Annotated in this window: 17 protein-coding genes; 2 read left to right on the top strand and 15 right to left on the bottom strand. The window is 53.2% G+C overall.

Going from position 1 to position 24901, the window contains the following annotated elements:
* Positions 1 to 184 precede the first annotated feature (184 nt).
* The 15 genes from GURA_RS13975 to GURA_RS14045 form a co-directional block, all read right to left on the bottom strand.
* Positions 185 to 4990, bottom strand: a complete 4806-nt coding sequence (locus GURA_RS13975; protein ID WP_011939598.1) for a PKD domain-containing protein — start codon at positions 4988 to 4990, stop codon at positions 185 to 187.
* A 99-nt stretch (positions 4991 to 5089) separates the two neighbouring features.
* Positions 5090 to 5902 carry a cytochrome c3 family protein gene (locus tag GURA_RS13980; protein ID WP_011939599.1) on the bottom strand — a complete coding sequence of 271 codons (813 nt, stop codon included), beginning with the start codon at positions 5900 to 5902 and terminating at the stop codon, positions 5090 to 5092.
* Positions 5903 to 6390: 488 nt separating this feature from the next.
* Positions 6391 to 6630: a hypothetical protein gene (locus GURA_RS13985; RefSeq protein ID WP_157046212.1), complete on the bottom strand. Its 240-nt coding sequence runs from the start codon at positions 6628 to 6630 to the stop codon at positions 6391 to 6393.
* A gap of 406 nt (positions 6631 to 7036) precedes the next feature.
* The gene (locus tag GURA_RS13990) at positions 7037 to 8395 is read right to left on the bottom strand and encodes a sigma-54-dependent transcriptional regulator (RefSeq protein ID WP_011939601.1); all 1359 of its coding nucleotides are present in this window, start codon (positions 8393 to 8395) and stop codon (positions 7037 to 7039) included.
* Positions 8382 to 9860, bottom strand: coding sequence for a sensor histidine kinase (locus GURA_RS13995; protein ID WP_041245463.1), 1479 nt, complete (start codon positions 9858 to 9860; stop codon positions 8382 to 8384). Before GURA_RS13995 ends, GURA_RS13990 begins: the two co-directional genes overlap by 14 nt.
* A complete protein-coding gene (gene phnD, locus GURA_RS14000; RefSeq protein ID WP_011939603.1) occupies positions 9860 to 10738 on the bottom strand; it encodes a phosphate/phosphite/phosphonate ABC transporter substrate-binding protein in 879 nt (292 codons plus the stop codon). The genes GURA_RS13995 and phnD overlap by 1 nt, the downstream gene beginning before the upstream one ends.
* Before the next feature lie 47 nt (positions 10739 to 10785).
* Positions 10786 to 12540, bottom strand: a complete 1755-nt coding sequence (locus GURA_RS22920; protein WP_011939604.1) for a cytochrome c3 family protein — start codon at positions 12538 to 12540, stop codon at positions 10786 to 10788.
* Positions 12537 to 13613, bottom strand: a complete 1077-nt coding sequence (locus GURA_RS14010) for an SMP-30/gluconolactonase/LRE family protein (protein WP_157046213.1) — start codon at positions 13611 to 13613, stop codon at positions 12537 to 12539. Before GURA_RS14010 ends, GURA_RS22920 begins: the two co-directional genes overlap by 4 nt.
* 114 nt (positions 13614 to 13727) lie before the next feature.
* On the bottom strand, positions 13728 to 15647 hold the full coding sequence (locus GURA_RS14015) for a hypothetical protein (protein WP_157046214.1): 1920 nt from the start codon (positions 15645 to 15647) through the stop codon (positions 13728 to 13730).
* A 78-nt stretch (positions 15648 to 15725) separates the two neighbouring features.
* Positions 15726 to 16331 carry a cytochrome c3 family protein gene (locus GURA_RS14020; RefSeq protein WP_011939607.1) on the bottom strand — a complete coding sequence of 202 codons (606 nt, stop codon included), beginning with the start codon at positions 16329 to 16331 and terminating at the stop codon, positions 15726 to 15728.
* 2 nt (positions 16332 to 16333) lie between these two features.
* Positions 16334 to 17524 carry an NHL repeat-containing protein gene (locus GURA_RS14025; RefSeq protein WP_011939608.1) on the bottom strand — a complete coding sequence of 397 codons (1191 nt, stop codon included), beginning with the start codon at positions 17522 to 17524 and terminating at the stop codon, positions 16334 to 16336.
* A 220-nt stretch (positions 17525 to 17744) separates the two neighbouring features.
* Positions 17745 to 19094 carry a cytochrome c3 family protein gene (locus GURA_RS14030; RefSeq protein WP_011939609.1) on the bottom strand — a complete coding sequence of 450 codons (1350 nt, stop codon included), beginning with the start codon at positions 19092 to 19094 and terminating at the stop codon, positions 17745 to 17747.
* A gap of 649 nt (positions 19095 to 19743) precedes the next feature.
* Complete coding sequence (locus GURA_RS14035; protein ID WP_011939610.1) at positions 19744 to 20496, bottom strand: energy-coupling factor ABC transporter ATP-binding protein; 753 nt, start codon at positions 20494 to 20496, stop codon at positions 19744 to 19746.
* On the bottom strand, positions 20493 to 21305 hold the full coding sequence (gene cbiQ / locus GURA_RS14040; RefSeq protein WP_011939611.1) for a cobalt ECF transporter T component CbiQ: 813 nt from the start codon (positions 21303 to 21305) through the stop codon (positions 20493 to 20495). Before cbiQ ends, GURA_RS14035 begins: the two co-directional genes overlap by 4 nt.
* A gap of 77 nt (positions 21306 to 21382) precedes the next feature.
* Positions 21383 to 22429, bottom strand: a complete 1047-nt coding sequence (locus GURA_RS14045) for an energy-coupling factor ABC transporter permease (RefSeq protein ID WP_011939612.1) — start codon at positions 22427 to 22429, stop codon at positions 21383 to 21385.
* Positions 22430 to 23418: 989 nt separating this feature from the next.
* Here GURA_RS14045 and GURA_RS14050 point away from each other — a divergent pair.
* Both GURA_RS14050 and GURA_RS14055 read left to right on the top strand, forming a co-directional pair.
* Positions 23419 to 24348: a phosphate/phosphite/phosphonate ABC transporter substrate-binding protein gene (locus tag GURA_RS14050; RefSeq protein WP_011939613.1), complete on the top strand. Its 930-nt coding sequence runs from the start codon at positions 23419 to 23421 to the stop codon at positions 24346 to 24348.
* 6 nt (positions 24349 to 24354) lie between these two features.
* The gene (locus GURA_RS14055; RefSeq protein ID WP_011939614.1) at positions 24355 to 24900 is read left to right on the top strand and encodes a tetratricopeptide repeat protein; all 546 of its coding nucleotides are present in this window, start codon (positions 24355 to 24357) and stop codon (positions 24898 to 24900) included.
* The last annotated feature ends 1 nt before the right edge of the window (position 24901 follow it).

Here is a 24901-nt window from a genome sequence, read left to right on the forward strand (position 1 = left end):
TGACCGGGGAATGAATTCCCCGGCTACCAGTATTCTGTCCCTACGGGACGTAAGCAAAAACCAAACCGGACAACGCTGACCTCCTTTAGAAGTTTCTGCCCCGTTCAAATCCGCATCTCCATAAAAAACCCCGCCTCTTGCGAGGCGGGGCATGATGAAACATCACAGGGCATTGCTGAACACGTTATCTTGCGGTGTACATCCCACCGGAAGATCTCGTGAGATACCCTTTGAGCTGGCTGATGCTGGTCGGATTTCCATCAGGAGCAGCAGTCCGGGCCGTTGAGTAGTTCGTGAAGTTGAGGATCTGGTTCACGTCAGCATTGGCAGCCGGTCTGTAGACCGAGCCATTCTGCAGATACTGGACCGAGTCGAAGATCAACGCCCGCGTGAAGGCACGGTTGTGAACATGGGCGCCCTTCTCAGCCTTGAGGAGCTTGTAGTTCATTGCTGCGCCCATGTTCTGCGCGCCAGTGCCGGCAGCAGGACCAACGCCGCCGCCAAGGGTCCAGTTCTTGAGCGTACCACCGATCGCGTTCTGGAAGTAGGGGTAGTTGTCGGTGTAGATCATGTTGTTCTGTCTCAGGGTCCAGTCGAAGAAGTCCATGGCCCTGTCGAAGATCTTCTTCTCGCCTTCGATGAGCTCTTCGATCGGTTCGCTGGTATGGCAGCCATAGCAACCGCCGAGTGTGGTGGTGTTGGTGCCGTTCGTGGATTTCGCAGTTTCAGCAGCCCCGAAGGTATGGGTGTTTGCAGGACCCATGTGACAAGAGACACACTGCCCCTTGTTACCGGAATCAACAATCCTGCCGGGATTTTTGTCGCTCTTGGCAGTGGAGAAGTTGCCCATGCCAAGCTTGCCATGCGACCAGTTTGCATTCCTGCCGACCTGGACAGTGCCGTCGGCTTTAACGGCGCCGTACGTTTGATACCGCAGCTTGCCGGTGTTGGAGGTGTACCACTGGAAGCCGCCCTTGCCGTAGAACACCGCTGCTGCGCCGAGGTAGTGGGGGTTCTTGAAGCTGGCGTTGGCGAAGTCGGCTACGCCGTTGGCAAGGGACGTTCCGTTTTCGCGGCTGGCGTGGCAGGTGATACAGATGTTGGACTCACCGACATCTTCGTACTGTACGTAGTTGACGCTGGCAGTTGGAGCGGCGCCGTAATCACCACCGTACACCGCATTGTAACCGCCGGCGATGGTCCGGACGCTGGTCTTCCAGGCGGTACTGCTGTGGCAGGCGTCGCAGCCCAGCACCTGTTTCGTGGTATCGCCTGCACCGAAGGAAGCGCTGACACCGGCGGCGAAGTTGTTGGTTACGCCCTTCACGAAGCCGGCGGTGGTGTGACAGACAACACAGCCTCCGGACCTTGTCTTGAAGTCGTAATCGGTCCAGGCAAGCCCGTTGATGTCACCATGGGCTGATTCGGCATAGTTCTCCAGGATGCTTGCCGTAGACATTGAAGAGTACAATGCTTTATCGGCCCTGACTGCGCTGTAATTAGGCGAATCAGTACCATGACCGTAGCCATGGCAGTAGTTGCACTGCGTGCCGGGTGTTACGAACTGGGCCTGGGTAAACGTCTGTCCCGGGACCAGAGCACCGGTGGTGTTGTAGTGCGGCGCCTGCTCGACGCCTGGAACAGCTTCACCTGAGAGTGTACTTCCGGTGCCGAAGTGACAGCCCATGCAGCCGGGGTTGTTCAACTGGGCCAAGGCCTGGCTGGCCGTTTGCGAGGTGATGACCGTCGGGTTGTAGTACTGCGACGTCGGGGAATTGGCCATGGCCAGAACAGTGTTGGCCGAGGAGTTGTTTGTGACGTTGTCGTCAAGCCAGTCGATGGAGTCGAAGATGAGTCGCCTGGAGTATGCCGGGTTGTGAACGTAGGCGGCCTTGTCGGCGGTTTTGAAGAGGTACCAGTTGAACCAGGCGCCTATGTTTTTCTCGGCTATGGCGTTGTCTTTGGTGCCGCGGCTCATGTCAAAGGCTTTACGCTCAGGAAGAACGTTAACGCCATCCAGCGTGAACCCTTTTTTGACGAGCAGGTTGCCAAGGGCCGCAACTGCTGCATTGAATTCATCCTTCTTCGCCTGGATGTCCTGGTAGGTGAAGTCAGCCGGGTGGCATTTCACACAGGCAGTGCTGACGATGCCGTTGATCTGACCGGTGATCGCATCTGCCGTTACTGCTTCCAGAGAGTGCGTTTTAGTTGATGTCATGTGGCAGCCGGCGCAGTTACCCGAGGTAACGCCGGTATTGTTGTAGCCGGTCCCTGTTCCGTTGTTGCCGATGCGGATGTGACGCATGCGGTCCTGGTATCCCTGTGCGGAGGTGAACTCGTATCCGCCCTTTCCGTCGACGATTGCGGCCGGCTGTGCTTCATGCGGATACATGCTCGTTCCCACGGAGTACTGCTTGAAGGCCCCCTGTGCAAACAAGGCCTTGATGCCGGTACCGGCAGCGCGCTGGCTGTGGCAGGGGATACAGATGTTGGAGTTCTTGTTGTCGGTGAATTCAAGATTTACGACCATTTTCGCCGGTGCTATCGCCACGGTGCTGTAACCATAGAAAGACTTGACCTTGGCGTAACCTGCCGGCAGAGGCCGGACCGCCCCTTTGAAGCTTGTGTGGCAGCCGCTGCAGACAAGGGGTGCGCTGGCTTTATCCAGGGTCTTGGCGACGGGATCAAGATAGACCTTGTCGATGTTGCTGAAGCCGGAATCCCAGTACTGCGCGAAACCGCGGGCAGAGTGACAGCGGATGCAGTTGGTCTTCTGGGGTGAAACCTGATAGTTGACGCCGTCACTCCCCTGGCCGTTCCAGTTGTGGCTGGCATTGCTGACGAACGCTGCTGCATCAAGTTTGCCGTGGCCGCCTTCGGCCCAGCCGGCGTTGATGCTGTTGTTGTGGTAATGGCAGTCAGCGCAGGTGGCGCCACCGGAGGTAATGTAGGAGGCCGTGGGGAAATACCCGCCGGCATCGGCAGTGCCGGTCTGGAAGTGCGGCGCTTTGCCGCTCTGGTCGGCATTGTAGATACCGTAAGGCGAGTCGGGAGTATGGCAACTCTGGCAACCGGTTGCGGCGACCGGGCTAAGAGATGAATATGCCCCGAAGGTAGCCTCGGTCGAATGCGGGTTGTGACAGGCGACGCAGGCGTCCTTGTCCATCCCCTCAAGTTTTGCATTGGCGCCGGTGAAGTGTGTGGATTTCTCGAAAGCCTTTACAGACCAGCCGTGGTTACCACCTGCATGACAGGTGTAGCACGTGGATTGTGCAGTCGCTGCAAGGCCGTGTTCATCGTGGCAGGCAATACATGCATTCCCGCCGGGACGTGAGTATACTACCTGGGTGACAGGGTCGGTATAAGTTATGTAGGTAGTGGATTTCCCGTTGGAGACATATGCTGCGGGGCCGGGTACAGGACCCATGCCGGGCCTGAAGTGGCACCGGTAGGCGCAGGTTACCGTGCTGCCGTTTTCTGTTGTCGTGTAACTGTCGTTGGCATTGAGATACCCACTTGAATATGTGCCGTGTGACACGACTTTTCCGCCGGTAACGGTCGTGTTAAGTTGGTTCGCGAATTCCGGACCATACTCTAAGTTATTCTGCCAGTGCTTGCTGCCGAAGAATTCATTCGGCACTTTGCCGTGCTTGCTCCCGGTGTGGCAGGTTAAGCAGGTCGTCTCGTATGTCGCCGAGAGTTTGTGCGGGTCATGGCAGGCAATGCAGCCATCTCCGCCGGGACGTACCTTTACCTTAGTAACAGGGTCAACGTTATTCGTGTCTCTCTTGCTGGGGTCAGGGCCCATTCCCGGCTTGAAATGGCACCTGTAGTAGCAGGTCATTTGCTTGCCGTTTTCCAGTGTCGTGTAGGTTTCGTTGGCGTTGGCCTCGCCTGCCACCGCGCCACCGGTAAATTCCGGGCCGTACTCAAGATGGTTGTTCCAGTGGGCACTGGCTTGAAATTTGGTCGTCTCAGCGGAAGAAGGGGTGTGACAGCTCAAACAGGTATTGTTGTTAGACGTCTTTGTGGTTACGGTGCCGGGGTGGGCGGTTGTTTGAGCTCCGTTATGGCATTCCGTACAGGTAAGAGCCGATTGGTGCGTTGAGGCTATGTAATCGCTAATCATCTGGGCACCTGCTGTGGTGCTGGAGTGACAACCAGCGCATTGGTTGGAAGCAGCCGCCGCTGAGTCAAAAGCATTGATCTTGACGGTATCACCGGCAGTGTTGCCCGTGGTGTCTGTCGCCGTCAGCTTAAGAACATACATCCCCGCCACATCGGGAGTAAAAGTGGCGTTTGCCGAAGCGGGGTTGACGATGCCAGCCGTCGAACCTACAGGCCGGGACTCGACAGTCCATGCAAAGGATGCGATGCTCCCGGCCGGTGATGTGGCGTTGCCGCTGAGAGATGTCTGCATCCCGGTAATGACACTCTGATCCACCCCGGCTTCGGCGGTCACCCCCTTGAATATCGCAGTGATGGCGTGGTCAGCCGTGACGTTGGTGAGTGTGTAGGTCATGCCGGCGGGATCGGTGATTGGGACGTCCGCTCCATTATCCTTCAGCTGAAGGATCGTGTTGCCGATGTTGGGCTTGATGGTGAACGTCTTGGACTTGCCGTACCCAACCGCCGTGCCGGTGGGGCTGGTGATCGAACCGCCATTTGATTGAACAGCCGTCACCTGGAAGGTCTGCGCGGCGAAGTAGGCAGTGAGCGTCTGCATCGTCGACCTGTAGGAAACGTTTACCGTGGCTACCTTTCCCTGGTCGACATTGTTCAGGAGAACCTTCGAAACTGCATTTCCAGTAATGGGCGTAATGGTAAAGGTCTTGACCGTGTTGGTGGTAAAGTTGGCGTATCCGTTTGGGGATACGCTGCCCATGGACGGCTGGGCGGATGTCGCCTTGACCGTCCACGTTGACGCCGCATTGACGATTGCCGGCAAGGCAAACGACAATGTCAGCAGATATATGAGTCTTCTTAACATAGGGATCTCCTCGCATAATAATGTTAAAGGTTTCCATGATGATGAAATACAATCCTAATAACAATCAGGAGAGACGTTTTTAACAACCTAACCGGTCCGTTACTTGTTGTGGCAGGTAACGCACAGTTGCGAGCCGTTCTGCGGAGCGTACACGAAGTAGTTCACCGAGGATTCAGTGCGGCCGCCGGGTGCAGATGCGTCGACGACCGTGCTTGCCACGTTGTCCTTGTTGTGCACATCATGGCAGCTGGCGCAGGTCATGGTCGTGCCCAGGTGCAATACGTCCTTGATCTGGACATTATTGGGATTACCTGCAAACGGAGTGCTTTCCTCATTGATCCCTTGATTCAGTTTGCCACCGGCATTTTTATCCGCGGTTTTGGCGTCTATATAATTAAACCCGATCGGATGGTCGCTGATCAGGCTGTCGCCGGCGCCTACTGCGCCATGTTCGGAATCTTTTATGGAGAAGATGTCGCCGGTAAGTTGTGATGTGCCGGAACCGGTTTCGTTTGCGTTGGTGTAATGGGTATCTATGGCGACGACGCCGTCATGACAGCTCATGCAGAGCCGGGAAGGCCCGATGAGTGGGTCGCCGATGGACGCTTGCAGGGTGTCGCTCGCATAAGGGGCATAGTTCTTCTTGGTCAGTTCGTGTGACCAGAGCGGTAGGTAGTCGGCATTGTTTGCAGCCGGATCATAGGCATGGTGAGGCGTATGGCAGAATGCGCAGACACGCTCCTGCACATCACCTTGAACGGTAAGACCTTCGGTATTCTGTTTTGCGTATGCGTTGATGTCATGTCTCGATCCCGTGATACCTCCGCCAGGGGCGGTCCAGGCCAAAGCAGTTGCCGTACCGGCAGCTATAATGGCGGCAAGAGTAAATGCAGCTAAAAAGTTCTTCTTCATGATGTGATCTCCTTTTCAAAAGCATTTGAAATGACTTCACTCTGTTTTGTTTCCCGGCTTTCGATTGATATTGTTCTCTTTCAACCTTACGAACTACCCATTCCTGCACTGTTTTCATTCCTGAAGGGAAAAACGTTCGGTCACCTCCTTTCACCCCCTGGTTGCACGGAAAAGTTCGTTTGAGTAATGGGCCGCACGACGCTTTAATTATTTATAATTAATAAAGCATTACTGATGCCACCATTTACACACGGTTGTATGTTTGGTTCCTGTTATTTGTGTGCCCTTGCGCAAGTTGTCTGTATGACCGCATCTATAAGGGCATGGGAGCCAAGGGCAAATGTCGGAGCCGCTTTCGCAGTAGGATGTACCGACCCGATAACAGCCGATTGCTCCGGCACAAACGTTACTTAAAAGTAACATCTCGGTGTTATAACGTATCCGCTTGCAGGCGTCCGAGTTTGCACCGAGGGCGATGCACCATGCTTTCAGCGCTTGACGCCTTTCGACCTTTGCCTTATTCCATGGGCGTATACGGCCAGAGGAAGAAGCTTTTTATGTTTGACGAGCACCTCCTCCAGCGAACCTGCATCATTGATGATGATGTCGTTTGCACCCAGTGCGGTTTCGGCGCTATGTCGGCCGTTCGGGCAGCTGTATACCATTATGGGGTAATCATTCCCGTGGATATTGATGAATGATTTGTGCACCAGTATTTTATTTGTCATGACGCCTCCACCCTGCCACATCCTGTCGACAGGCATTAATTTCATCATTCAAGGGTGTTGTTCAGACCTTATGAAATCGTAACTATTCAGCTTACTGCCAAAACCTATAACCCCACCTGTCCTCCCCTTAAGCTAAGGGGAGGGACGCTATGTTGTCGCTGTATCGGAAGTCCCAGACGAAGCCGATTTTCACGTCCCCCCTCTTAAGTTAAGAGGGGGACAGGGGGAGTTATCCATCGCTGCTGAATAGTTACATGAAATTAAAGAGAGAGGAGCAGTATTAATGCCAAATAATTAGTTATTATTTATTTGAAGAGGGTGGCGAAGAATTCACCGAACTGATAAACAGGAGAAAGGAGGGAGTTACCCGGGAAGGCATTACCAAGAAAGTAGCAGAAACACGATTTCAAACCGCCCGGATACGTTTCAACCGTTCCCACAGAACCTTTCGGGAAAGGCCCAGGATACTCGCTGAACGGGTTTTATGGCCGCCGACACTATGGAGGACTTTTTCAATGTACTTATTCTCGAAATCTGCAACCGCTTCCTTCAAGGGTTTGCCGACGGCAAACGATTCGAAAAGCCTGGCGGCCAAGTCGGGATTCTGCATCGAAACCGACAGGTGGCGCGGTTTGATGATTTCTCCGGGATAGAGAATGGATATGTGTTCGACGATGTTTTGCAATTCCCTGACATTTCCCGGAAAACCGTAGTTACAAAGTGTTTCCAGGGTCTCGGGAGTAAAATGAGGCTTCGGGCGGGGATTTTTTTCCTGAAACCGCTTCTGGAAATAGGCGATCAAAAGTGGAATATCTTCCCGTCTTTCCCTTAATGGCGGAATTGTTATCGGCACAACGTTTATGCGGAAAAAAAGGTCTTCGCGAAATGCCCGTGTACCGGCCAGCACCTTGAGATCCCTGTTGGTTGCGGCTACAAGGCGGAAATCCACGTCATACTCCATGCTGCCGCCGACCCTGTGGATGGCCTTCTCCCCCAGCGCCCGCAGGAATTTCCCCTGGAGGAAAAGCGGCAATTCTGCGATTTCATCGAGAAACAAGGTCCCTTTATCCGCCGCTTCCAGGTATCCGCATCGGCTTTTATCCGCGCCGGTGTATGCCCCGCGTTCGACGCCGAACAGCTCGCTTTCGAACAGGGTCTCCGGTATGGCTGCGCAATTCACCTTGATGCATGGATGTTTGCTCCTGCGGCTTTTTGCGTGAATAATTTCCGCAAGTAAATCCTTGCCGGTGCCGCTCTCTCCCAGCAGCAGCACCGTGGCATCTGTAGCAGCCACCATTGCGGCCGTCTGCAAAATATCTTTCATAACCGGACTGCGGGTTATGCATTCACAACTCAACCCAGCGGCTTCGTCCCGGGAATCGATCTCTTTTTCCACTTGCCTGAATTCCATCACACTCTGCAGTTTCTGGAACAGAGTTTCCATGGTGAACGGCTTGGTTAAAAAATCGAAGGCCCCCATTTTCATGGCCTTGACCGCCTTCTCTATCGTTCCGTTGCCGGTCATGACCAGGGCCCGGCAATAGGGGGTTTTGCCGAGAACCTCGCCCATGATATCCAGACCATCGGCATCCGGCAGACCGAGATCTTCCAGCAGGAGATCAAAGCTGTCTTCTGTCAGCGCCTGCAGGGCATCGGCACCGCTTTGTGCCAGTCTTACCTGATAGCCGGAGCTTTCCAGCGCCCGCTTGAGGGGCTCGCCCAAAAGCGGCTCGTCATCCACTACAAGTATTTTAATCCTGCTCATTATGCCCCTCCCCATTGATGGGTATCATAACGGTAAAAACGGTTTCACCACGGCGGCTGTCGAGCAGTATGGCGCCATGATGCATATCCACGATGGTTTTGCATATGGCCAACCCAATCCCGCTCCCCTTGCCGGACGGCTTGGTGGTGTAGAAGATCTCGAAGATTTTTTCCCGTGCCTCATCGGGCACTCCTTCTCCTTCGTCCTTAACGGAAAAACAGTAATGGTCGCCGCACAGGAATGTGGAAAACTCGATGGTTCCCTGTGGCGGCGAAGCATCCGCGGCATTTATCAATATGTCCAGGACAACCTGATGGAGCTTCCCCTTATCCATCAGGATAGCCACAGGGGGAACGCACATATCCGCTGCTTTCAGCGAAAGAGAATGTTTCTTCAATGCCATTCCGCCGAAAGAGGCTGCCTCATGAAAGAACAGGTCGCTTCGCACCGGTTGCAAGGCCAGATTGCCGGCATGGCTGAAGTCCGACAACTGCTTGACGATATTCTGTATCCTGAAAAATCCCTGTTTCAGGGTGTCGATGTCGGCCTGCATTTTTTCCGAAGCGCTTAGTCCGAGATTATAAAGACAGCTCGAAATGGCTGCCAGCGGGTTGTTCACTTCATGGGCAACCCCGGCAACGAGCTTGCCGGTTAATGCAAGTTTCTCGTTTTGCACCATCGAAAGAACAGCACGCTGACGCTCGGCTTCGCTCTGTTTCAAGCGGTCGATCATGGCGCTGAAACTCCTTTGCAACAGGCCGATTTCATCGCGTCTTTGCCCCGGTAGCGAAGCATCCAGCGTTTCGTGCGTAACATCGGCCATAGCTATGGAAAGTTGCCTCAAGGGACGTGTCATGGTCAAACCGATTATGTAGAAAATCGTTGTACCCGTAAGAAAGATCAGGGCGGAAAAGCTCCATATCGTTCGCTTCATTGAATCGAGCATTGATTCAAGCGGTGCAAGAGAAAATCCGACACGGAGCGCCCCCCAACTTTTCCCGTGGATGTTCAGCGGCATAGCCATGTGAAGAACGGAGTTGCCATCCCCCTCGCCATGAACCTTCATGCTGCGATATTTGTTGTCTGAAAGTGCTGCAAGGGTAAAAGGATCGTTATACACCTTGCCGTATTCCATCGGACGATTGTGGGCAATAACCTTGCCGTGCTGGTCTGTTATAAAGGCATAAACCGTCTTGTATTCCCGATTCTCTACGATTTCCTCGAGAAGATTGTCGAGGAAATCGCGTGCTTCATGTGATCCCAGTTCTTCGTTGATGATGGCGTTGATTATGGGAACCTTCATGGATGTCAAAAGCAATTTCCCGTCACTTTCCAGCTTCCCGGACAGGTTTCTCTCTTCGACATGCAAGAACCATCGTCCCACCGTAAAAGACGAGATCGCCACGATTACGGCAGCCGTCAATACGAATTTTGTCTTCAGACTGAATACGAGCCTTGTTCTCATCAATGACAGCCTTTGCCGCAACTGGAAGGAATGGTTTTGAACATTCGCGACACCTGCCGGTAGTCTGATAATTTGGCCGTGGTGAAGCCGTATTTAAACGTGTCGTCCCAGTTGCTCATGAGTTTTTCATGGGAAGGATTGGTCCTGTCCAGCATGAGAAGGGCGTCCGTAACAGCCTTGACAAGCTGCTTCGGCGCGTCGCCCCTCACCACGATCGGGGCCGTCGGTATGGGATTGGAATATGCCAACACGCGCAGCCCTTCTTTTCGGTACTTTTCTGCCGTTATGTCATTTACCGCGCCGGCGTCGTACTCTCCTCTGAGCACGGCCCTGGCCACTTCATCATGATTTCTGAGGTTGGTGAACGAGCCGAGTTCCTGCATATAGACCCTCTTGCTCAACAGCAGATAGCGCGGGAAAAGGTTGCCGGAAGTGGAGTGAAGGTTGCCGAACGCCACTTTTTTGCCTTTGAGGTCCTGCAAGGAATTGAGCGGAGAGATGCGGGGGACAACGATCGCGCTCCGGTACGAAGGACGGCCGTCTTCCCTCAGCGGCATGAGAATGGGGACCGCGCCGAAGCGGAGCCGCGCCTCCACAAAGGCGATATCGCCGAGGAAGCCGAGCTGGGTCGTGCCGTATTTGAGAAATCTCAGGGTTTCAAGGTAGTCGCGGCTGATCTTGAGTTCAAAGCGGTAAGGAGTGTTTTGCGTCAGGTAGTCCATGAGCGGCTGGTAACGCTTGTACATGCTGATGGGATTGTAACGGAGGTTGACGCCGAAACGGACCACCGGTTTCTCCGTTGTCTTGGAACGCGCGGTAAAGAGCGGCGCAACGAGTAGCGCCAGGAATACCACTGAAAACAACTGCTTCCTTTTCATTTCGGAACTCCCTGGTGAAGGTATTCCACACCGGCATGGGCCGGGAACTAATAACTTCTCGGGTTGGTGGAATGACAACTGACTGAACAGCTTCCTGCGCCATAGACGGCAGTGGGTCCTGCATAGCGTGTATCAAAGTTGATCAGGTGAAGATTAGCCGCAACACCGTGGGGGTCGTGGCAGGCGGAGCAAGGTGCTTCTTTTCCCGTATGATCAAGCACATGCGCTTTATGCAGGGCAACCGATGGAGCGTTTGGCGGCCTCGTGGGGTTCAGCAGGTAGTCCGGGTCGTGGCAGCGGAAGCAGAGCGGATAGGTTTTGTCGGCAGACGGATAGGTCTCGCTGTTTTTTTCTTTCAGCATGTGAGGCTCGTCTGCGCCCATGGGGCTGTGACAATCGCAGCAGTAAATCATGGTCATCCTGGTCTGATACTGCAACAGGAGGCTTTTCCCAGTCCCTTGGCGACTTCCTGTTACCGGGTGGTAGGACATATTGCTTGCCGCAAAACGAAGGCTTTCGTCCAGCACATCAGATTGCCGCAAAGGACGTTCTATGAATTTTTTGAAGACGGCGTTCGTATATGCATGGCACTTGAAACAAATCTGGAACTCGGCTGTAGCCGGTGCGACTTCGCTTTTGCCGGATTCGTCGACGCCTCTCACCCCTCTCAGAGCACCGTTAATTGCCGGCGGAGTTGCAGCAGGAGCAACCAGGGGGGTGCCGGATCCGAATGGAACGCCCTGATAGCCCGCCTGATGAGGGTTATGGCAGTCCACACATTCCACATGTTTGACCTTGGCCGGCAGCGGTTCGTTCTGCACGTGCCCCCCCTCCCCTGCCGACGGCACACTGTGGGTGTAAGCTTTATTGAACAGCGATCTGATATCCCCGTCGGTGTTTGCGCCGTTATGGCAGGTGCCGCTGCCATCGCGGTGAAAGCAGTTTTCGCCGGGAACGGCGCTCTTCAGCAAATGGACTGCTCCGGGAGCGCTGTGCGGAAAATGGCAGGTGATGCATCCCGATTTCGAGACGTTGGCGCCGTTGGTGGAATCTCTTACCCCACCTGTCCGGTGGGTGCTGTCAGGGAGGTTCCACCCCGACTTCCTGTGACAGGCGGTACAGAGCGGAGTGCCGGGATTTTCCCAGGGGATGTTGTTTATGACGGTGAAGTTATCGTTCAGGTTATTGTGCGGGTCATGGCAGGAAGTGCATTCGAGGTAGATGCCCTCCGACAGCCTGATCCCCTTGGCTGCCAACAACTGCGGGTTTTCCAGCTCGGCATCTGCCTCATAGGTGTAAGGGAACGAGATGGGATGATCGTCCGACAGGTCCCACCCCAGGTTGGTTATTTTAGCGGGATCGGTGTCGACAGCATCCTTCACCATCTTCGGCATACCGTTGTCCAGATTGTAGGTACCGGTTAATGCGCCGAGAGCCACGGTTCCGTCATGGCAGCTCAGGCATAGCCGCGATGCCCCTTTTGGTTGACCGGGCTTTGCCTTGAGGGTTGTCGACCCATACGGAATATAGGTGGTAAGAGTCGAAATCTGACGGCTCCACAACGGGCCGTCGCCATTGGCATGGTGGGGTGCATGGCAGAAGATGCAGATCTTTTCTTCCTTTGTCGACTGGTACAACGGGGTGTGCCCTTTATCAGGCGCACCTTTACCGCTCGTGGAGAGATTGTGCGGGGTATCGGCAACATTGGAGCCCCGGTTGGATGCATGGGCCTGCCCCATGCTCAGAAGGGCAAAGGCGCATAGTATCCAAAATGCGTGCAGTGGCCGTATTTGCCTGTTCATTTCTTAGCGCCTCTCACCATTGCGTCACCCAGCTTCAGGTACCTGAACACCTGGACCCGGCGGTTATAGGTATCTGCAACATAGATATAATCTTTCCCATCTATGTAAATGCCTGACGGCATCCAGAATTGCCCTTCCTGCCCACCGTTGCTCCCGAAATCGAGGAGAACCCGGCCTGTTCCGTCAAAGATCTGCACCGCGTCGAATAGCGCATCGCAGACATAAATATGACCTTCGCTGTCAACGGCAACCCCCTTTGGTTTGGCGAAACTTCCGGAGGAATCGCCGGCCCTGCCGAACACATCCAGCAGCTGTCCATCAGGAGAAAATCTCTGAATTCTGAAATTCAGCGCATCCGTTACCAGCAAGCTCCCCTGGGCATCCACAAACAGGTCGGTAGGATAATTGAACTGACCGGGCAGATCCCCCCTGACGCCTATCCTCATTCGCTCCATGCCGTCGAGGCCGAAGGCGATTACCTGGTGAGCCGCGGTATCGGTCACATAGATCAGCTTATTGCGCCGGTTGTAGGCTATCCCCGTCGGTCTCCCCAGCTTGAAGGGTACAAACGGGGAAAGCTCCTTTCGAATAAGGCTGTATCGGTAGATAGCGCCTGCTGACGAATCCGTTATGTAGACATTCTCCTGTTCATCCTCCGTAATGGCGATCGGAGTCCTGAAAACGGCTTTGTCTTCTTTCCCGATGAGGAAATATTCCTTGTTTCTCATGTCCATGACGTGAACGACAGAAGCCCCCACGTCAACGACGAAGAGCCGCTCTTTCTCGTCGCAGAAAACGCCGTACGGCTTGATGATGCGGGTTTTATCCTCTCCGAAAACCAGATCCGCCAGCCGTTGCCAGAACCCTTTGCTGATCCCTGCATCGCGATAATCGTTAATGTCCTTTACCCATTCTATCCTCGGCTCCAGTGGCAAAGGCGGCCATTGAAGTTCACGACTCGCAGACCTTTGTCCGGTGGCGGATGAGGATGCACAGGCGGTTACATACAGGCAGGCAAGTACAGCGCAGATAACCTTCATGCTTTTTACAAGGACGGATGTTCCCAGTTGCAACCTCCTTTTCCAAAGGCTTCCCCCCTCCCGACCTCCCCCCGCTGGGGGGAGGAAGCAGGTCCCCTCCCCAGGAGGGGGAGGGTTGGGGAGGGGGCGAGGTGGACCGTTGACAGATCAAAAAAACCTTGTCAACTCCAGCCGCACCTGTTCGTCACGTGTTGAATTGCTTCCCAGGTCCTGCCAGTTCATCTGCGATAGAAGCGTTATGATAACGTTCCTGACAACCATCTGCATATTAAGACTGACGGAAATAAGATCCCTGCTGACGGACCCGCCCCTGGAGTTGGCGTAGTCGGTCTTCAATTTCATGTCTGCCATACCAAAAAGGACTTTGCGGTAAAGCATGCCGAGTTTCAGCAGGTTTTCCGAATAGGCCGTGGAACTCGATCCGGCAAAAGGGTTTACATCGTACATGGTATAGGTGTCCTTCATGTAAAGGGAAAGCAAACCACGGGCAAATCCCCGGTCATGGCCGGCAAACCCTTCCATGGTCTGGTGTTTGTCTTCCCTTGAATCGTAATTCAGATATTGGGCTCCGAAGGAAACACTCTCCTGCTTGGAATCAAAGCCGAACCGGTAAGAGTGCTGTGAACTCAAGCGTATGACGTCATCCCGGCCGGCCAAAAGATCCTGATTCATATCATTGAAGTCGCCGAACAACCTGTAACGTCCATCAAGGAAAGAAATATATCCTCCGATACTGCGGGAATATGTCGCATACTTGATTGATGGATTCAGAAGGTACGAATAGGTGACAAACAGGTTGTCACCATCGTTAATTGTAGGGCTGCTGAGGAATATCAGCCTCGTTTGAGTGCCGATCTGCTCTACCCAATAATCCATCCCGAGGGTATAGCGAATCGAACTTTTAGCCGGATCCGCACTGCGAACAATGATGCTGTCCGTCACCACATTCCTGTTGATCAGGATATTCTGCTCAAAATACCTGGCAGTGAGCGGTTCATCGATAACCAATGCCGTGTTGCCGTCCCTTTTACTGTCTATAACATCGACTCGTTGTGAAAAATTCAGCTTCAGGTTGCTTCTCTGCGGCAATCGCTTCTGATAGCTGATGTTGAATGAACCGCCGATATCGTTCTCACTGCCGCTGTTTATATCATTCTGCCTTATCTGGAAAGCCAGGCGGGTAGTCAGGCTTTGAAACAGTCTATGCTGCAGCCATGCGCCACCGAAATTAGAAATCTCCCGCTGGCCCATGCTCCGATTATGGGTATTCTCATACTCAAGACCTGCATCCATTGCCTTGCCCAGCGCCATGTTGAAATTTTCCACCCAGATGGAATATGTGTTGTCAATCAGTCCCGATGAGTCATGTAGCTTGTATGAAGAGTTGAGTTCTTTTTTCTGCCCAGCCCAATTCAGGCGATTCCTGACCGAATATTCACTGCTCGTGAAACGTGCCGAATCAGCGCCACCTATCAGGGCACTACGGTTCTCGCTATGGAAAATGGCGGCATCGGTCTGACTGATGTCCCTGATTTTGTTCGACATGCTCATTGAAATATTCTCGGTGTCCTGTGTTCTGTCCTGATATTGACCACTGGTTTTACTGTTTATGACCGAATAATATGCTTTCATAGGTAGAAATCTGTTCTTTATGGAAAGACCTACCCCGTTACTGTCGGTCAGTAAATCATAGCCGCCGGAAAACTCCCGTTGCACATGATTCCTTGATGAATTGGAGAAGAAGCTGACCGGAAACGGTTTGCGATCCAGTAATATGCCGTCAATGCTGTACTGGAAATTTACAGCGGAACCGCTTCCGGGCGATGTTCCGCTGGCGGAAAACATCTCCTGATTGAGACTGAAGTCGGCGCTTAAATGCCCCTTGAGTAATCGGTGGGAATATATCCCATAGGGAATATCGAAGTGATACTTCTCTTCAAAGCGATGCTCTGTTAAGGAAAAATCCCGACTATTGGCGTAGGAGGCGCGTTTTCCGTTGTAGTCATATATAAAATCCACTGATTGTTGCAGTTCACCGAGCAGGATAAGACCCCTTTGTTGAGACATTGCCACATCCGGCATTGTTAGAATAAGGATGATGCCCGTATGCCATAGGATTTTCTTGAGCCGCATACGACCGTCCTGTCATTTCATAAAGTTCGATGCGTTCCCATAGTGCGGGTCGTGACAGTCGGAACAATATATTTGACGTTCCGACACCTTGTCGTGCAATGCGACCGACAGTCTCTTTTCGCGATGACAAACGGAACAAATCTGATTCTTATCGGCCTTGAGCAAGGACTTGTATCTGGAGGTATGCGGCTCGTGACAAGCCAGGCATTCTCCCACTGCGACAGGGCCGTGCACAAAAGAGCCTTTTATGAAATCCTTATGGCACTGAAAGCAAAGGTCAATTTTAGCTGTAACAAGCCCCCCCTCTTTGCTCTTGTCGTGGCAATCGTCACATTTCTTCTCCTCATAGGGTTGATGTCTCGATGATTGGCCGGCGCTTTTCCCCGACTCCTCTTTTGCGTGCAGATCATTACCTCCCGCTGCCGTGGTTTTTTCATAATAATCCTTGCAGAATTCATCGGGCGGTGGATAGCTTGGGACACCATCAAAAACAGTCGACAAAATCTCGTGCCTGCTGACGGCACTGCACCCCGCTGTTACAACAAGACAAATCAGCAAACAGGCCATGAAGCTTGCCGTGATTTTCCCTTGATTTGCCGAGTGCTTGCCGTCTTTCACAATTATTTCTTCTCCTGTCCCGCCTCAGCCTTTTTTTGCAGTTCCTTTGTCCCGTCGCTTCCTTCCTGGACAACTTTCACATCGTCCAGGGCGCTTTTCTGCTGTCCAAGCCCATAAACAGCCACCTTGTTCGGTCCGTACTGATTGATTACGAAAATCACGTTCTCCAGTTGAAAAGAAGGATCGGCGAATTTCTGGAAATAATCGAGGTTGTCTCTACTGACGGCTACGCTTGACGGCAGATTCATGGTTCCTTCCGGCGCCGTGCCCGGATCGCCGAAAAACATCAGCAAGCGTCCCTTATCGTTGAAAATCTGTACATTCTGGTGTGCGGAATCAGCCACATATATGCGGCCGGCATCGTCAACGGCAACACCCTTGGGTCTGCCGAACTGTCCGAAGCCGTCGCCGAGCTTGCCGAATGACAGGAGGAGATGCCCGTCCCGGTCGAACTTCATTACCTTGCCGGTCATGGTATTGGTCACGTAGATAAATCCTTTGCCGTCCACGGCAAAATTCGTCGGGAGTGCCAACCCTTCGGATTGTTCGCTTCCCTTGCCGATCCGGTCGAGAAGCTTTCCGGTTTTGCTGTCGAGCACCTTGACCTCGGAATGGCCTATATCGACCACATACAGATACTTTCCGTCGACCGCTACATCAGTCGGTTTCATGTCGAGCTCTTTGCCGAAGGCATTTTTAAAATTGCCGGCAGCGTCGTAAACCAGGATCTCTTTCCGTTCAATGTCGGCGATATACATGGCTCCCTCGCCATCGACTGCTATGTTTATCGGCTTCTTGAGTTTGCCGACGCTGAAATTCCCCTTCAAGTATTCGAAGGTTTTCCGGGGGGGATCTATTATGGAGACCGTGGCGCCACCGACATCGCAGATGTAGATTTTGCCGTTGCGGGTTGTAACGCCGTACGGTTTTTTAATGGGTTTGACCGTATCCCCTTCCAGGCTTTTCTGGACGAAAAGGGAAAAACTGCTCTTTTTATCCTCGATATCCTGGGAGTCGGAAATTTTCATGAGATATTGCACCCGTGGGGGATTCGGCGCGGGTGGGAAAAAGACCGGGCCCGTTGCAGCTTTGGAACCGGCACAGCCGGACAGGGCGGAAGCAAGAAATGGGAAAACAAAGAGAAACCGCAGTTTTTCCCTGAATACCGAAGTGTTATAAACAAATGTCAGCATGTGTCCTCCATAAATTGTACTGATTAGCGTCAATCTTACGCTGAGAGCTCCCCCCCTTTAAGAAAGGGGGGTCAGGGGGGATTTGGTTTGCACCGTCAAAGACAAATCCCCCTAAATCCCCCTTTCTTAAAGGGGGACTTTCCAAGAAATTGCTGTTGGCGGAAGATCCATAAATTGTTGTCGATAAAAGCATGGCCTGAAACCCGTCGGAGTCTGAAGCCTATTTCTTGTCATCCAGGTTGTAATCGACAGGGTGTTCCCGGTCATAACGAAATTTGCGATGGCAGCCCGGGGCGCAACTTCCGCCGGCAGGCGCTATTTCAAAGCGGCTCGGAATTTTCCAATCACCGAATGGGGGGCCTTCATTGCCGACCAGTTTTTGACCGTTACCGGCATGTGGCTCATGACAGGCCCGACAGGTACGACCCTTGCGCTTGTTGACCACATGAACATAGTGGAGGTTTTGTTTGCCGTTGCGGAACCTGGTATATATGGTCGTTTCCGGGAAACGGAGCAGGTTCTTGTCGTGGCAGGACAGACAAAAATCATATGCGCCATCCTTGAAAGGCGCATAAAAGTCACCGGGATAAGGTCCCTTCAGGATTTTTGCGAATTCGGACCCATGGGGGTCATGACATTTTCCGCATTGCCCTTTCTTGACCGGCTCGTGCAGATCTTTCTTCCCATCCAGTTCTTTTTTCATATTACTCAGTGGAGGCTTGCCGAGACTGTCGTTCCCGTGGCAACCAAGGCATACGGTCTGTTCGTCGTACGGCAGCAGACCTTTGACTTTGGAAAAATGGGGAGAATGGCAATTGCCGCAGCTCCCTTGCTCCTGGAGCGGCTTGTGCAGGGTTTTCACCCCCTTTAATTTCTTGTCCACGGCTTCATGGCATTCAAGACAAAGATCGGGCATCTTTTTGTTGAGGATATGGGCGAAGGGTGAGCCGTGTGGATTGTGGCAGGCTGTGCAGGGATCGTCCTTCACCGGCGGATGGACGATCGGTGCAGCTCCCATTGCCTTGGCAAAGTCCTCGTGGCATTTCAGGCACGTATCGCGGATATTTCCCGCGAGAAGCGATTTTTCCGAAGATTCATGCGGGTTGTGACACTTGGTGCATGCCCCGGCCGCAACGGGGCCGTGCATGAAGTTTGATTTGAACCGGGCGTTGTCATGGCACCCCAGGCAAAGCGCTGCCTGGTCTTCTTCCACATCCAGGAGAAAAGGTCCCTGGGCGCCGTGCGGTTTGTGGCAGGAGAGGCAGTTTCCGTCCTTCACCGGACCATGCACAACCTTCTTTTGCCCCATGGCCGGATGGCACTGTTCGCAGAGTTTCGCTCCCTTGGCGATCAGCTCAAAACTCTTGCCTCCCCCAAGGATTGGATGCGTCGGGGCGCGCCTCACGTGGCAAGCGAGACAGTCTTCTTCTTTTACCGGTTGATGGAGATTTTTGAGGTCGGCAATCGCCTTGTGACAAGCGGCGGTAAAACAGGAGCCGGCGTGGGCAGGTGAAGCAGTGGCAAGCACAACACACAAAGAAAAATAAGTGGTAAATAGATCGCATCTCATTTCACTATCCTTGCGTAGCGCATCACACTTAAGGAGTGTTAATTATATGATACTTATCAAAGCAAGATGGATACCAAGATATATGGAATGTTGAAACCTGCACACGAACCCAGCACATGTGGTTTTAATTATCGCACATCAAGACGCGCAAGCCTGGAGCTATGCAGCGACTTAACGTACTCATTTTGCTTGCCTGTATTTCTGTTTGAGCAGAAAGCATAAGTGGAGCTGCAATGGTAAGTGATGCACATGACAAGGAAGGGGGCTGACTTCTGTTCTGGAATATTGGACGGTCAGGAAAAACTGGGGCACGGTCATTTGACCAGAACAATGGTTATAACGCACTAATGAACCATCACGGCGAAGTAACGGACTGGTTTTTCAGGAGCGTGGGCATCCTGCCCGTGTTTCGGGCGGGTTTATGCCCGAATACGGTTTGCTTGTAACCAATTCAAGCGATACATCCGCTTGAAACGCAGGCACGATGCCCGCGCTCCGGGATATGCTGAATAGTTTCGTCGGTAAAATGGTAATGGCTGTATATGTCGATTGGCGTAGTTGAGAGGATAATGATTGTTCGGCTGTAAGAAATGATACGTAAAGCACTGCTGCTTACCGTATGACAAGGGGATCGTTTTTCAGCTACGGGTCATCGCTTCCCGCACACCGGACATCCCTGCATGGAGAGTGGTTTCTCAAGCCGGCATTGGGCAAGCAGGGCTTCGTTCTGGAAAATCTCCCGGGTGGGGCCATCGGCCTTGACCTCCCCCTGGTTGAGTATGATTGTACGCTCGCAGAGTTCGAGAACCATATCAAGGTCATGGCTGGTGAAGATCTTGGTGTGGTGAAAATCCTTGAGAAGTCCCATGAGCTGCCGCCGTGCGAACGGGTCGAGTCCGTTGGTCGGCTCATCCATGACGAGAATATCCGGGGACATGGAAAGAACCGTGGCAATGGCCACTCGTTTCTTCTCGCCTCCTGAAAGGTGATACGGAGCTTTCTCCTGGAGATGAACCGCCCCCACACGCTGGAGCGCATCCATTACCCGCTGCTCCACCTCTGCCCCAAAGAGACCGAGATTCAAAGGGCCGAATGCGACATCGTCATAAACCGTCGGCATGAAGAGCTGATCGTCCGGGTCCTGGAAAACCATCCCAACCGTGCGTCGAATCTCCGGCAGGGTTGCCTTGTTCATGGGGAAATCGCCGATGCGGATCTCACCAGCGGTCGGGGCCAGATAACCGTTGAGATGGAGCAGAAGGGTCGATTTACCCGCGCCGTTGGCGCCGATGATCGCTACGGACTCACCATGGGTGATTCTGAAGGAGATGTCACTCAGGGCTGCCGTGCCGTCGGGATAGACGTGGCGAAGATTTTTGACCTCTACAATATGATGACTCATCGGGATATTCCTGTGACAAGCGATCCCAGAAGCTGCGAGGCGTTCTGGAGCCGCAAGGTGATGAAGAGTGTTGACCAGCAAAGCAAAAAGAGGTGTTCTCTTCTGCCGAAGCGGAATTCATGGCGCGTGTGGAATTCGCCGGTGAAACCTCGCGCCAGCATGGCCATATGGATTCGCTCTGCCCGCAGCCAGGTTCTGAGCAGGAGATGCCCAAGCAGGGAGCCATAGGTTTTCATGCCCAGCCCCTTGTTGCCGAATGAGCGGAGGGCCCGTGCCCGCGACGCCCGCCCGCCTTCCTCGGTGAGAACGAAGATGTAGCGGTAAAGAAAAAGGAGCTGCACGGCAAACGCCGCCGGCATACCCAACCTTTCCAATGCCCGGCAGATGGCGGGGAAGCCGGTTACGGCCAATAGAATTATCGCAGCCCCGACGGTGAGAGCGGCTCGAACCACGATAGAAGCACAGGAAATCCAGCCACCGGTTATCCCCAATGGACCTAGCTGGACCAGCACTTCCCGGTCGAAAACCGGGTTGAATATGGCGACTACCAGGGCAAAGGGACAGAGAAGTGCGATTTTCCTGGCAATATAACCGGCAGGAAGATTGCCGAGCCCGATAATAACCGCCGGGAAAATGAAAAAGGGAACCATGGCGGTCAGCTCATATTTGCCAAAGGAAACTACGGTCACGATAAAGACGAAGGTCACCAGAACCTTTGCTCGCGGATCGAGGCGATGGATCGCCGAATCCCCGGTTGCCAGGCTGTCCAGACGCTTGAAATCCAGTAGTACCCCATCAATGGATAACATAAGCTCTCACAAAACGAGGGAGAGCCAACGGCCCATCCCTCGTTTCCGGTTCTCCTGCAACTCCGGCATTCGGCTCATCAGGCCGCCTTGTTGCGCTTCTTGAGGAGAAATCCGCTAAAGAAGGCAAGCGCCAGGGTCATCAGTGTGCCGACGATCCCCGCGATACTGGTGCCAAGGTTGCCCTCCGCCTCTTTTTTCTTCTCTATTGCAGGATTCTCCCCTTTGTTCTTTGGCTCAACAGGCTTTTTAAATGAATAATCAGGCAGGAAAGCGGATTTTTCCTGGATAGCGGCCAATGCTCCGTGCAGTCCATGTTCCGGTCCTTGCAGCTCTTCTTTGCCCGTTACCCTGGCAATGGCCCATTCAAGGCCATCCGGGTCTTTCGAGGCAAACCAGGAGACTCCACCGCCGGTGAGGATGGCAGCAGCCAGGAAAGCAAGCAGCACGTTGCGCACCGGATGGTTCCCGATGGGACGGACTTCCATGGCTCCATGCATGATCTCGGGCCGGGCCTTGTACACGAACGACACCACCGCAACGGTCACAAACCCTTCCACAATCCCGATCGCCAGGTGAATTGGCTGCATAAGGAGTGCAAACGTGGTGAACGGCAGTGCAGAAATACCGGAGAATAAAGTTTCCAGAACGACGCTGAAAGATCCCAACTGTAACCCGACAACGGCAGCTATCAGGGTTGCCATTGTCAGACGCTTTTGATCAGGGTTGCTGCCAAGTATTTTTTTATAGACAAAAGGATAGGTAATAAACGCGGGGAAAAAGCCCATGTTGAAAATATTGCAGCCGAGGGCCAGCAGGCCGCCATCGGCAAAGAAAAGCGCCTGGACAACGAGCACCGAAGCAATGGTCAGAAAAGCGGCGCAGGGGCCGAGCAGGATCGCCAGCAGTAGACCTCCACCCAAATGGCCGCTGGATCCGGTTGCCGGAATTGTGAAATTGATCATCTGCGCGGCAAAGAGGAATGCACCGAGCACCCCCATGAGCGGCGCCTTGCGGTCATCCAGCTCTGAACGGACCTTTGCTGAACAATATGCGATGGCGCCGGCTGAAGCCGCCCACATGGTCACACCAACCGCGGGGGAGAGAAGCGCGTCTGCCATATGCATGGTTGTAGCCTCCGCAATAACTGCTCATCACCAGGAGAGGGTAGCACGATTATAATTTTAGTAACACAAATAGTTATAAAGAGTTGGTGCCGCATGTCAACATATTTTTTAGACTTGGGGTTCGAGCATGTCATGTCGTTCGGGGGGAGCAGAAAAGTCCAACAGGCTGGATAACGCAGAAAAAAAAGAGAGGTGAGCAGCCTCACCTCTCTTTCTCATCCTTATTAGTTAGTTTCCATCCGGAAACGGTTCTTTTCCGCCCTGGCGGTGTCAATCTTCAGGCTTGCTTGTGCGGCGTACCGATGTACGCCTCCGCGCAATCCCTCGATTTCCTTGCCAGGACGAAAAAATCCCTCGTTTCCGAATTGGAAACCAACAGTGTCACATCCGGAGTTTCCGGATGGACACTAGTTATTAACAGGGATGAACAACTGCGCTGCCTACGATTTTAGGAGTGACGTAGCTACGTTTCATCAGAGCACCTCCTTTCTTTGATGTGCATATAAGTCATCTTTGTCTGCTTCTCTCCGGTTAAGTTGAAGGTGGTGATATATGGTACTTGCGCTGCTCATGGATTTTTATATTTTGGCCATGGTCGGCTTAATAAAAGTGCAATAAATATACCGACTTCCCCGGGCACTGGGGATGGGGTCTTCAAAAGACAAATACGCAGAGCCGCACCCTTCGTTAAAACACATTAAACATTGACGAATCACAGGTCAGGACAGCCATGATTATTTATGACCGACAACCGGCTATCAAATGCGTAAGCCTGGTAATCACGCTTACGTCGACACAGGGAAGGAACGAATTGTCAGCCTTCAAACGATGTCACCCCTGCGATTTCACCAGATGGGTCGATGCGAACAATCTGCTCCAACCTTGTTTCAAGCCGGACGAACGCAAAGTTATTTCTTTTAATATAGACAACTCTCAGATAGAATACGGTAATTTACGATCGATACCGACGGGATTGGAGAAAAGACTTGATGCGACCAGGAATGATGACCATCTACCGCACCAGCATATACTTCATGCTGACATCCATTGTTTTCTCGACTCTCCTATTGTCCGGCTGCAAAGACACGAAAAAAAGACCGGTCATGCGTATCGGTTACATGAATTGCAACAACGAGCAGGAAACAATGCAGCGTTTTCTCCCCCTGACCCGCTATCTGTCGGAAAAGCTCGACGTGGAATTCGTCGCTGTGCCGGTGGATACCCACGATTTTGAGAAGCGGTTCCGCGACGGAGAATTCACTTTTACCCATACCAATTCACTCATCTACATCATCCTCCGGGAAAACTACAAACTGGGATTGATCGCGTCGGACAAGCGCGGCAATTTCGGCGCCCGCACCGGCGGCGCCATCATCGCCCGCAAAGGTAGCGGCATCACCAAACTGTCCGATATTCGGGGCAAGCGAATGGTCTTCGGGCCGATGCTGGCCCCCACCGGTTATCTTGCCGAATACGACCTGATGCTGCGGTCCGGCATCGACCCCGAGAAGGATCTGGCCTATTATGCCATCCCGTCCGGTTCATACAAGCATGAAAAGCTTGTCTACGGTGTCCTGTTCGGTCAATATGACGTTGCCGCGGCGCCTCTCCTCGATCTCGAAGTCATGACGCGGGAAGGGAAAATAGCTCCCGATGATTTTGTCATCCTGGCGCAAACGCCCATCATCCCCTACTGCACGTTCGGCGCTGACAGCAAAACCGACCCGAAACTGATAGCCAAATTCCGCCAGGCCTTACTGGATCTTAAACCTTCGGATACCGTCGAGATCAACGGCGAACGGATCAAAGTCCTCAAGGCCGCATGGGCCGACGGTTACGAAGAGCTGTTGGACAGCGACTACAACACCATCCGTGACATGGCCCGACGGGTCAATATGCCCCCCTATCAGAAGTATTGAGGCAGCATGTTTAAGGACAGGTTCGATAGGCTGCTCTGGCTTCTGCTGGCCGTGGCAATAACAGCCCTGCTGATTCTACTGGGAACACACTCGCCCGGCGGCGGCAACGACCGTTCTGCAACCGGCCTGAACAAGGCGCTGGAGCGGGAAATGGCTTACCAGGCACGGGTGGCGCTGCTGCAGAAGCTCTACGCCCCTGTTGAGAATCTGTGCAAAAGCGGTGACCTCCAGGGGGCGCTGTTCAGACTTGATGAACTGGCCCGCACCTATCCAGGCGAGGCGCACAGTCATATATTAAAAGGAGAGATCCTCCACCAGCTGGGCGCCAGGGAAGAAGCTATCGCCAGTTACGTGCAGGGAATCAAGCTCAGCGGCGATTACATCGACAAGAAAAGCCCCCTTTCCAGACATGACGACATTCGCCGCCTGGTCGATGAAGGGTTGAAAGATATCGGCGGCCGCGCCAAGGCAAATCCCGGCAACGCTTCGCTGGCTGCTGCCATGAAGAACGTCTATTACCTGCAAAGCCGTCTGGCCGGCGGTTGTGAGTAAC

It is taken from the genome of Geotalea uraniireducens Rf4 (assembly GCF_000016745.1).
Lineage (GTDB): Bacteria > Desulfobacterota > Desulfuromonadia > Geobacterales > Geobacteraceae > Geotalea > Geotalea uraniireducens.

Bases quoted from the DNA above. Each gene is read 5' to 3' on its own strand.
- GURA_RS13975 (WP_011939598.1), bottom strand. From the start codon at position 4,990: ATGTTAAGAAGACTCATATATCTGCTGACATTGTCGTTTGCCTTGCCG.
- GURA_RS13980 (WP_011939599.1), bottom strand. From the start codon at position 5,902: ATGAAGAAGAACTTTTTAGCTGCATTTACTCTTGCCGCCATTATAGCT.
- GURA_RS13985 (WP_157046212.1), bottom strand. From the start codon at position 6,630: ATGACAAATAAAATACTGGTGCACAAATCATTCATCAATATCCACGGG.
- GURA_RS13990 (WP_011939601.1), bottom strand. From the start codon at position 8,395: ATGAGCAGGATTAAAATACTTGTAGTGGATGACGAGCCGCTTTTGGGC.
- GURA_RS13995 (WP_041245463.1), bottom strand. From the start codon at position 9,860: ATGAGAACAAGGCTCGTATTCAGTCTGAAGACAAAATTCGTATTGACG.
- phnD (WP_011939603.1), bottom strand. From the start codon at position 10,738: ATGAAAAGGAAGCAGTTGTTTTCAGTGGTATTCCTGGCGCTACTCGTT.
- GURA_RS22920 (WP_011939604.1), bottom strand. From the start codon at position 12,540: ATGAACAGGCAAATACGGCCACTGCACGCATTTTGGATACTATGCGCC.
- GURA_RS14015 (WP_157046214.1), bottom strand. From the start codon at position 15,647: ATGTCTCAACAAAGGGGTCTTATCCTGCTCGGTGAACTGCAACAATCA.
- GURA_RS14025 (WP_011939608.1), bottom strand. From the start codon at position 17,524: ATGCTGACATTTGTTTATAACACTTCGGTATTCAGGGAAAAACTGCGG.
- GURA_RS14030 (WP_011939609.1), bottom strand. From the start codon at position 19,094: ATGAGATGCGATCTATTTACCACTTATTTTTCTTTGTGTGTTGTGCTT.
- GURA_RS14035 (WP_011939610.1), bottom strand. From the start codon at position 20,496: ATGAGTCATCATATTGTAGAGGTCAAAAATCTTCGCCACGTCTATCCC.
- cbiQ (WP_011939611.1), bottom strand. From the start codon at position 21,305: ATGTTATCCATTGATGGGGTACTACTGGATTTCAAGCGTCTGGACAGC.
- GURA_RS14045 (WP_011939612.1), bottom strand. From the start codon at position 22,429: ATGCATATGGCAGACGCGCTTCTCTCCCCCGCGGTTGGTGTGACCATG.
- GURA_RS14050 (WP_011939613.1), top strand. From the start codon at position 23,419: ATGCGACCAGGAATGATGACCATCTACCGCACCAGCATATACTTCATG.
- GURA_RS14055 (WP_011939614.1), top strand. From the start codon at position 24,355: ATGTTTAAGGACAGGTTCGATAGGCTGCTCTGGCTTCTGCTGGCCGTG.